The 9,322-nt window shown below is 34.4% G+C and carries 9 protein-coding genes and 3 pseudogenes; 2 read left to right on the forward strand and 10 right to left on the reverse strand.

The window, feature by feature from the left end:
* The 3 genes and pseudogenes from phnE to AC1DJR_RS10830 all read right to left on the reverse strand — a co-directional run.
* Positions 1-756: phosphonate ABC transporter, permease protein PhnE (gene phnE / locus AC1DJR_RS10820; RefSeq protein WP_477002588.1), on the reverse strand; the 756-nt coding region annotated here is incomplete at its 3' end.
* A pseudogene (locus tag AC1DJR_RS10825) lies at positions 753-1,082 on the reverse strand (ATP-binding cassette domain-containing protein); the annotation flags it as partial. The pseudogene AC1DJR_RS10825 and the gene phnE, both read right to left, overlap by 4 nt.
* 168 nt (positions 1,083-1,250) lie before the next feature.
* Positions 1,251-2,189 carry a phosphate/phosphite/phosphonate ABC transporter substrate-binding protein gene (locus AC1DJR_RS10830; RefSeq protein ID WP_002137777.1) on the reverse strand — a complete coding sequence of 313 codons (939 nt, stop codon included), beginning with the start codon at positions 2,187-2,189 and terminating at the stop codon, positions 1,251-1,253.
* Positions 2,190-2,374: 185 nt separating this feature from the next.
* Between AC1DJR_RS10830 and AC1DJR_RS10835 the strand changes: the two genes are divergently transcribed.
* Positions 2,375-3,958 (forward strand): bifunctional metallophosphatase/5'-nucleotidase, encoded by a 1,584-nt coding sequence (locus AC1DJR_RS10835; protein ID WP_477002589.1) that lies wholly within the window; start codon positions 2,375-2,377, stop codon positions 3,956-3,958.
* A 40-nt stretch (positions 3,959-3,998) separates the two neighbouring features.
* Here the strand turns inward: AC1DJR_RS10835 and AC1DJR_RS10840 are convergent, their stop codons facing one another.
* Together AC1DJR_RS10840 and AC1DJR_RS10845 are read right to left on the reverse strand one after the other, a co-directional pair.
* Positions 3,999-4,238, reverse strand: a complete 240-nt coding sequence (locus AC1DJR_RS10840; protein WP_002014431.1) for a DUF896 domain-containing protein — start codon at positions 4,236-4,238, stop codon at positions 3,999-4,001.
* A gap of 45 nt (positions 4,239-4,283) precedes the next feature.
* Complete coding sequence (locus AC1DJR_RS10845) at positions 4,284-4,940, reverse strand: YneB family resolvase-like protein (RefSeq protein WP_002014433.1); 657 nt, start codon at positions 4,938-4,940, stop codon at positions 4,284-4,286.
* 141 nt (positions 4,941-5,081) lie between these two features.
* Here AC1DJR_RS10845 and lexA point away from each other — a divergent pair, with 141 nt between their 5' ends.
* Positions 5,082-5,696 (forward strand): transcriptional repressor LexA, encoded by a 615-nt coding sequence (gene lexA / locus AC1DJR_RS10850; protein ID WP_477002590.1) that lies wholly within the window; start codon positions 5,082-5,084, stop codon positions 5,694-5,696.
* A gap of 103 nt (positions 5,697-5,799) precedes the next feature.
* Here the strand turns inward: lexA and AC1DJR_RS10855 are convergent, their stop codons facing one another.
* From AC1DJR_RS10855 to AC1DJR_RS10875, 5 genes and pseudogenes are all read right to left on the reverse strand, one after another.
* Positions 5,800-6,603, reverse strand: coding sequence for a DUF4097 family beta strand repeat-containing protein (locus tag AC1DJR_RS10855; RefSeq protein ID WP_477002591.1), 804 nt, complete (start codon positions 6,601-6,603; stop codon positions 5,800-5,802).
* Positions 6,604-7,146, reverse strand: a complete 543-nt coding sequence (locus tag AC1DJR_RS10860) for a DUF1700 domain-containing protein (protein ID WP_477002592.1) — start codon at positions 7,144-7,146, stop codon at positions 6,604-6,606. It abuts the gene before it with no gap.
* Positions 7,139-7,462 carry a PadR family transcriptional regulator gene (locus AC1DJR_RS10865; RefSeq protein ID WP_477002593.1) on the reverse strand — a complete coding sequence of 108 codons (324 nt, stop codon included), beginning with the start codon at positions 7,460-7,462 and terminating at the stop codon, positions 7,139-7,141. The genes AC1DJR_RS10860 and AC1DJR_RS10865 overlap by 8 nt, the downstream gene beginning before the upstream one ends.
* Positions 7,463-7,689: 227 nt before the next feature.
* Positions 7,690-9,048: pseudogene (locus AC1DJR_RS10870) on the reverse strand (ABC transporter ATP-binding protein); the annotation flags it as partial.
* Positions 9,047-9,151: pseudogene (locus AC1DJR_RS10875) on the reverse strand (DNA-binding protein); the annotation flags it as partial. The pseudogenes AC1DJR_RS10870 and AC1DJR_RS10875, both read right to left, overlap by 2 nt.
* Positions 9,152-9,322: the final 171 nt, after the last annotated feature.

The following is a 9,322-nucleotide window of genomic DNA, read 5'->3' on the forward strand; positions in this document are numbered from 1 at the left end:
TAGCAATACAACAACAAGGGTATAAATAATAATAGAAGCAGTTTGTTGATATTGTAAAAATCCAAGTGTACGATCATAATATAATCCAATCCCACCTGCTCCTACTAAACCTAGAACAGCTGCTGCACGTACATTCACCTCAAATGTATAAAGTACATAGGAGACGAAGTGCGCTTTCACTTGCGGAATGACCCCATAAACTATCCATTGCACCTTATTCGCTCCTACAGCTGTCATYGCTTCTAATGGACCTGGATCAATTGATTCAATTGACTCATACAATAATTTCGCTACGAGTCCAACGGAGAAACAAGTAAGAGCCAAAATACCTGGAAGTGGTCCTATTCCAAAAATCGCTACAAAAATAGCCGCTAATAATAAATCTGGTATTGTTCGTATAAAATTTAAAATCAATCGAGCTGGACTGTACAAAAATACACTAGTAAATACRTTACTTGCCGCAAATAGTGCAAGTGGAATGGCTAAAATCGCCCCTAAAGTYGTTCCAATAATCGCCATACGTATTGTATCTAACATTGCTGTTGTAATAATTTGAAAATAACTCCAATCTGGTGGCACCATTTCCTTCAATAAATCCATCATATTCGGAAAACCAACTACTAGTTTTGAAAATGATGCGTCGACCTGTACACTACTACCCCACAACAGTAAAATAACTAAAATAACCGTTAACATATGTTTCAATTTACTCGGCGGCTTCGGTATCGATTTCGAATATATCGTCACTTCATTCATTTAGCTGCCACCTCTAATAATGCGCTTTTCTGAGCTACGTCCCCATAAATTTCAGCGAATTTTTCATCCGTTGCCTCTTCTACTAATCCATCAAAAACAATTTCACCAGCATGTAATCCAATAATACGAGTAGCATATTGCCTCGCTAAATCAATAGAATGTAAGTTTACAATTGTCGTAATTCCAAAATCTTCATTAATTTTCTTCAAATCATCCATTACTTGCTTTGTTGTCAGAGGATCTAACGAAGCAACAGGCTCATCTGCCAATATGATTTTCGCTTCTTGTGCCAATGCTCTAGCAATTGATACACGTTGCTGTTGTCCCCTTCAAGTTTATATTATTCAATCCTTTTGTACCATTCGGATACACTTTGGAAACATTTCGAAACTCTATCACACATCTTACCTACCTTCTATGTATTATCAATAACTGAAAAACGGCAAACTAACTGAAATCACACACTTTCCAGTTAGTCGCCATTTCCATATGTATTATTGCGTTTTCACTTTCTTTCCATATTCACGAACGATATCAAATTTACTATCATCAGATTTAACGTATCCTTCATGTGAGTATACCTCTTTAATGATTTTGTGCCCTTCCTCATTCTTTCCTATTTCAATGAAAGCATCCTGTAATTTCTTGCTCCACTCTGCATCTAAATCAGAACGTACAGAAATCGTATCGTTTGGAATTTTCTCCGTAAATTTTACTATTTTCGTTTGATCGAATATATTCGGATAATCTTTTTTTACAATATTGCGAGCATCTTGGAATACAACAGCTGCATCTACATCACCATTTAAAAGAGCAATAAGTGACTGATCATGACCTTTTAATGTAACAGGTTTCACATCCTTTAACGGATCGATTCCCTCTTTTAACAATACAGCCGCAGGCCATACATAACCCGCTGATGATGTTACATCTTGATAGCCAATTTTTTTACCTTTTAAATCTTTTACACTATTAATATTAGAATCTTTCTTAACAACAAACTCTGATTTATAAACATCTACTAAATCCTTTGTGGGAGCTCCAGTTTCATCATCTACCCCAAAACGTTGCGCCTGTAAAATTACGTTTGCAGCCTTTTTCTCATGCGCTAACACATACGCTGTTGGRGGTAAAAATCCTACATCTACTTGCTTAGATGCCATCGCTTCTACAATTGTATTGTAATTCGTTGAAATACTAACTTTTACCGGAATGTTTAATTTATCACTTAATAGCTTTTCCAATGGTTTTGCCTTCGCCTCTAACGTATCTGCATTTTGAGAAGGAACAAATTGAACATTTAGCGTCTTCGGTACATAACCTTTTTTCGTATCTTCATTTTTACTTGCACTTGATTCCTTCGTTCCACACCCACTTAATAATCCCGCTGCTAGTACAACTGTTGTGCTCATTGCAAAAACTTTTTTCAACATGTTAATGCCTCCATTTTTCGTTGTTATAAAATAACCTTCCATAAACATGAAGAAATATATCACATATTTTTACAAAYAATTGCTTATTTACAGAATCTTTACACATTCTATACATTCACATTAAAATTCTTTTCATATATTTGATATGATTAATTGAAAGATAACTATAGAAAAGGTGAATGGCGTTGAATCAAAATCAAATTGTAACTTTAAATATTTTATTAACAAGCGATGTACATGGTACTGTGTATCCAATTCACTACCAAGATAACTCCAAAGCAGAAATTGGTTTAGCTAAAATTTCYACTCTCATAAAAAAAGAACGTTCTCAAAATGCAAACGTTCTTCTGATTGATAACGGGGACTTCATTCAAGGAACACCATTTACTTATCATTACGCTACATACGAAAAAGATATGGAAAACCCAATGTCCTTATTAGCCAACTACTTAGAGTATGACATTGCAATTATCGGAAATCATGAATTTAATTACGGAATGGATATATTAAATAATGCTGTGACTACTGCAAATTCCCCTTATCTATCAGCAAACATTTTAGATAAAAACAGAAAAGAACCTTATTTCGGGAAACCATATATAATAAAACATATTGAATCAAATATAAAAATTGCTATTTTAGGGGTGACAACGCATTACATCCCCCATTGGGAACAAGCACATCATATTAAAGATTTACAATTTGAAGATGCATTTGAAACAACAAAAAAATGGGTTTCTTACATCCGTAAACATGAAAAACCAGATTTACTAGTCGTAGCCTATCACGGGRGATTTGAACGTGATTTACAAACCGGAGTACCGACTGAAGTTTTAACAGGTGAAAACCAAGGATATGCAATGTGCCATGAAATTGAAGGCATAGATATTTTACTAACAGGCCACCAACACCGAGAAATCGCTCACACCGTGATTAATGGTGTAACAATTTTACAGACCGGATGCAATGGACACTCAGTTGGAAAAGTAACAGTAACATTCGAAAAAGCAGAACAAAAATGGGTGAAAAAAGAGAGTTATTCAGAGTTATTGCCAGTACAAGGAATTGCGGCAGACCAAGATGTTCTTTCCTTGGTTGCCAATTATGAAGAGAAAACACAAAATTGGCTTGATAAACCTATTGGAATAATTTATGGGGATATGCAAATTTCCGATGCTATGCAAACACGTTTGCAAGATCATCCTTTTATTGAATTCATAAATAAAATACAGATGGATATAGCTAATGTTTCAATTTCTTGTACAAGTTTGTTTCATAATACATCTCCAGGTTTCCCGAAACATGTAACAATGCGTGACATCGTTTCTAATTATATTTATCCAAATACATTAAAAGTAATTAGAATAACCGGAGCGGATATAAAAGATGCTCTCGAACTCTCTGCTTCTTATTTCACATTAAAAGCAGATGGAACCATCATCGTAAACCCTACCTATATAGARCCAAAACCACAACACTWTAATTACGATATGTGGGAAGGGATTTCGTATGTATTAAACATTTCAAAACCAATTGGAGAGAGAGTAGAGTCTTTGCAGTATAAAGGCGCTCCTCTTAATATGAATGAAGAATATGACGTTGTTATGAATAATTATCGTGCAAGCGGTGGCGGGAACTTCTTTATGTTTCAAAATAAACCAGTAGTAAAAGACATACCAACAGATATGTCTGAACTTATCGCTAACTATATATTAAAGCATAAAAGGATAGAAGCAACAAAAAATGAAAACTGGAAAGTTATTAAATAACAATTTTAACAAATAAAAAAAGATGGGCTATGCCCATCTTTTAATTTAATTTTGCATTATCCTGCTTTTTTAAAGCTTTTAATTTCGCCGGTGTAACGTCCGTGCCTTCTTCGTTAACGACTTTAATTCCTTTTAATTCGTTTAACATATTTTGACGAAATCCTTTTAAATATTGTTCACGAAGCGATTGGCGCTCACGTTGTTCTTCTTCAGTTAAGCCTTCAGCTTTTGCTTTTTTCGCTAAGAAGTTAATGCGTTCAATGAGTTCTTGACTTGGCATCTCGAATCCCCCTTCTACTCAAAACTGATTATTATCATACAATAGTTATTCCTCTTTATCAAGCAATTGCTTTGTATATTCTACATACCTTCGATGTACAGTTGCTTTTGAAACATCATGACCAAAACCACGAAGTGTTGCTGCAATTTCTTCAAAAGTTAATTCATTCCGGCGCAAACGTACAATTTCCTCAATTGGCACTTCTTTTTTCTCACGTCCTACGCTTAAATGACGATTTTTCAAATTATTTTCTGGACGAAATCCTTTCTCCACTGCTCTTTGCATGCCACGTTTAATTTTTAAATTGTGGATCTTTCTTTGATACTCTTCAACGATCCCAATTATATTTAGCACCATCGAATCAGAATCTGAAAGCTGTAATTCACCACTATGCGTATGCGTATAAACTTTTATCCCCTCTTTATGTAAACAATGCATTAATGCAATCTTTGCATTTCCTCTACCAAGACGCGTTTCATCTTGTATAAGTAGTACATCAACTTGTTCATCTCGAATTGTATCTAGCACTTCTAATATGCCATCACGTTCAATTGTATAACCGCTAGCCTGCTCCTCAATTACCTTTGTAACATCCATTTGATAGCGCTCAGCTAAATGCAATAATTCATCTTTTTGACGCAATAATGATGTTTCCTGTTCTTCTTTTGTTGTGCTCACACGTGCATAAATAATTGCATTCATTTTGAACCCTTCTTTCTCACTATATTTTCCTTATAGTGTATCATAAATTTGCCTTTCGTTCGAACTTATGTTTGTAGAATGTTTTTTCGCATGTTATACTTAATAATAAGAAAAATGAAAGAAAACGAGGTGTTAGAAAACATGGAAAAGTTAACGAAACGCCAGCAAGACATTCTCGACTTTATTAAGCTAAAAGTACAAGAAAAAGGATATCCACCTTCCGTACGTGAAATCGGTCAAGCAGTCGGCCTTGCTTCTAGTTCTACAGTGCACGGACATTTATCACGACTAGAAGAAAAGGGATATATTCGACGCGATCCAACAAAACCACGCGCAATTGAAATTTTAGGTGACAACCGAACGGAAACACAATCTGTTATTCAAGTTCCAATCATCGGAAAAGTTACTGCCRGTTTACCGATTACAGCAGTCGAAAGTGTAGAAGATCACTTCCCACTTCCAGCTAGTATCGTTGCTGGAGCAGATCAAGTGTTTATGTTACGCATTTCTGGAGATAGCATGATTGAAGCCGGTATCTTTGATGGTGATTTAGTTGTTGTTCGCCAACAACAGTCTGCATACAACGGTGAAATTGTAGTTGCTTTAACAGAAGATAACGAAGCAACTGTTAAACGTTTCTATAAAGAAAAAGATCATTTCCGTCTACAACCGGAAAACTCTTCACTAGAACCTATTATTTTAAAACAAGTGTCAGTTATTGGAAAAGTAATTGGCGTATATCGTGATTTACATTAAAAATAATAAAAAGAAGATAATTCCCTTATTTATATAGGGAATTATCTTCTTTTTATATTTTGATAGATTTCCGTTCATTCAAAAGAATGCGTTTCATTAATTATTAACGCGTTTCAATAGTAACATCTCCAGCAGCGGTTTTACCGCTAATCTTTTTACTACCATTACCAATCGTTATATTTTTATTGTCTTCATTAAAAATTGTCACGTCTCCAGCAGCAGTTTGCCCAGTTATAACTGCATCTTGTGGTTTTTCCAATAAAGTAATATCTACATCTCCAGCAGTTGAACTTACCTCTAAATCATATTTAGAATCATGATCAATAATATCTATATCCCCACTAGCCGTTTTTGCTGTTGCTTTCCCTRTTACTTTTTTAAAATTCACCTCACCAGCTTTTGTMGAMSCCTCCACACTCTTTGCTGTTACATGTTTCAAATCCACTTCTCCGGCGAGTGTTTCAACACTTACGCGGTCACTTTTCACATTACTTATTTCTATTTGTCCAGCGGATGAATTTACTTTTATCTTTTGATAAGAACGTTCAGGTACTAATATAGTCAATGTAGGCGTTTGAAATCCGAAATTGTAAAATGAAAAATCAAATGAAACACCTTTTTCTATTTCCCCTATGATTTTTAATGTATCACCGTCTTCAGTAATACGAATCTCCTGTTTACTTACGTCTCCTGTTTGCTTTACATAAAAAGAGGAATCAGGAGATTTTTGGACAACAATATCTCCAGCATCTAACTTAACCTCTACATTTTTTAGCGTTTCGTTTTTAATTACGTCCTCTTTATCTCCTTTTTCTGCAGTTTGTACTGCTTTTTCATATGTTTGTGAAATCCCTATTACTCCAATAATGATACAAGCGATAGCTACTAATAATATCTTTTTCATCATCTACTCCCCTTTTATCATTTTGAAGTTCCAGACTACATAGCGTACACATAATCTTTTAAACCACTTCGTACTATAATAAGCTACAATACATAACAACAAACCTACTCCGACAAACGTTATACTAACGAAAAGATCCAACCATATAAAAGTGCCCATAAATACTTTTACAATAACGAAAAATGGCGTCACTACACTAGCAATCCCACCGACCCAAAARGAAAATATAAAASCKATAATTGCAATTAATGGGCCTAACACAATAATGAAATTAAACAAACTAAGTCCAACCGCTGCCATGACAGCTCTTGTTATATTCGAAGTCGATGGATCCTTTTTCATCTCATCAAAGCGATACAAAGCAAGCAAGTCTTTCGCAATTACTTTCGGAGAGCCAAGTCCCTTTATTATTTCTGATTCAGTTTTCCCCTCTTCCATCCCAAACTGAAAGTGCTCTTCATAATCAAATAAAATATCTTGTCGCTCTTCTTCTGGTAACTTTCTAAGATGACTTGATAATTCTTTAAGAAACCGTTCTTTACTCATCCCATTCCACCCCTTCAATAATTTCTTGAACACCTTTAGCAAAATCACGCCACTCTGTTACTAATAAAGTAAGTTGCCTCTCTCCTTGCTCTGTTAGTTGATAATATTTACGGGGCGGTCCTTCCGTSGAYTCTTTTAAATACGTTTGAAAATATCCCTCTTTCGTTAAACGACGTAATAACGGATATACAGAACCTTCCGATATTAAAAATTTATTAGARATTTGCTGAACAAGTTCATAWCCRTAACWATCYTTACGTTTYACWAGTRCCAAWACACAYAGTTCTAACACCCCTTTTTTAAACTGAACGTTCAAGGACAATCCCCCTTTCTCATTTTAGTACTGTTCAATACACGGTACCTGATTTATCCATAATATACCACTCAGTACTATTTATTGCAAGGTACTGAATTATATTTATTCCCGAAATTTACAAAACACAAGTATAAAAGCCCGAATAAGATCTGTTATAACTGACCATTATCCGGGCTATCATTCAACTCGAATTACAATAATACAAGATTTCATTCAATCTTTCTCCTCTATGAACCCACTTCCATTTGTGACCCTAATAAATTTCGGAATACACCTTTTCTCTCTTTAGCCAATTGATTAAATTCACCTTTTTGAACAATTTCACCTTTTCCTAAAACAATAACTTGATCTGCATTGCGGATCGTAGATAACCGATGCGCAATAACAACAATAGTCATCGTTCCTTTCAATCTTTCTATTGCTGATTGGATCTTTACCTCATTTTCAGTATCTAATGCACTCGTAGCTTCATCTAATACTAAAATGGATGGTTGTCTTAAAATAGCTCGAGCTAGTACAAGTCGTTGACGTTCACCACCTGAAAGTCTCACTCCACGATCTCCAATTAGAGTATCAAGCCCTTTTGGAAGTATTCGTACAAATTCAGCTGCCGCTGCAAAATCTAATGCAGTCCAAATTTGTTCTTCACTCGCATTCGGCTCAATCATCAATAAATTTTCTCTTATGCTTGCATTAAATAAGAAAGGATCTTGTGGCACATAACTAATAGCCCGTCTCAATGACAATAAATTTTCACTTGTAAGAGGAGTTCCATCTATTAATACTTGACCTTTCTCTGGCTGAATCAATCCCATTAAAACATCGATTAATGTACTCTTCCCAGCTCCCGAATGTCCCACAATAGCCGTCATACTATTGATTGGTATTTTCACATTAATATTTTGAAGTGCATACAAATGCTCCTTCTTATTATATCGAAAATAAATACCCTTACATTCAATACCCTGCTCTATACAAATCGGCTTTATATGTTTTTGCTGATGTATATCCTGCATTTCAATTGCTTCATTACATTCCCCTTGTAATTCCCATAATGACTTAAAAGCAGGAATGCTTGCAGCAAGCTGTTCTAAATTTGACTGAATTGTCATAAATCGTGGCCATAGTCTCGAAAAGATGAGTATGATTAATAGTAATTGGGTGGGTTGAGCTTTAAATATACTTACTGATAATAATATAAAAAATGTAATTAAAATAGCCATTGAAACTTTATAAAACAATTGAGAGTTCGACCTTATTCTCATATACTCCATTTGTTCATTACTCATCTTTTCTGTTATAGATTGTAACCAATCTAAACGTGATGCTTCCAAAGTATTACTCTTTATATCTTTAATTCCATTAAAATGATCTGTTATACCAGAAAGATAGTCTTGTGCTAATTTCGAGGTCTTACCGCCTAGTATTCGTGCTTTTTTTATAAAAACACGAGAAGCTACTAAGAATAATAAGCCAAAGACCAAAACAAATATAGTTATTTGGGGAGATAATAAAAACGCAAGCCCCACCTGTATGAATGTAAACAGAATAACAGCTAACAATTGTAAAATTAAATTAACCCAATAATAATGTCCCTGACTTAACCAGCTTATTTAAATTCTGCCTCGAGCATTCTAAAATTTCCAATGCCTCTGAAGTATTCACRATTTCATCATTCACGAATTTTATTAGTTCTTCCTTAGTTTCAAATTTTTTAGTACGTTTACATTATTTCAATTTGTATTAAAAGAATTTGGTATAATTAGCTTAATTTAAGGGAGGGAGATAGTTTGAAGGTTGTTCAATCTATATTTAGAGGGTTTCGTTTATTAAGTAAAATCATAAATCCTATATTAAAGG

The sequence above is a fragment of the Bacillus sp. 05T31 genome, assembly GCF_056396725.1.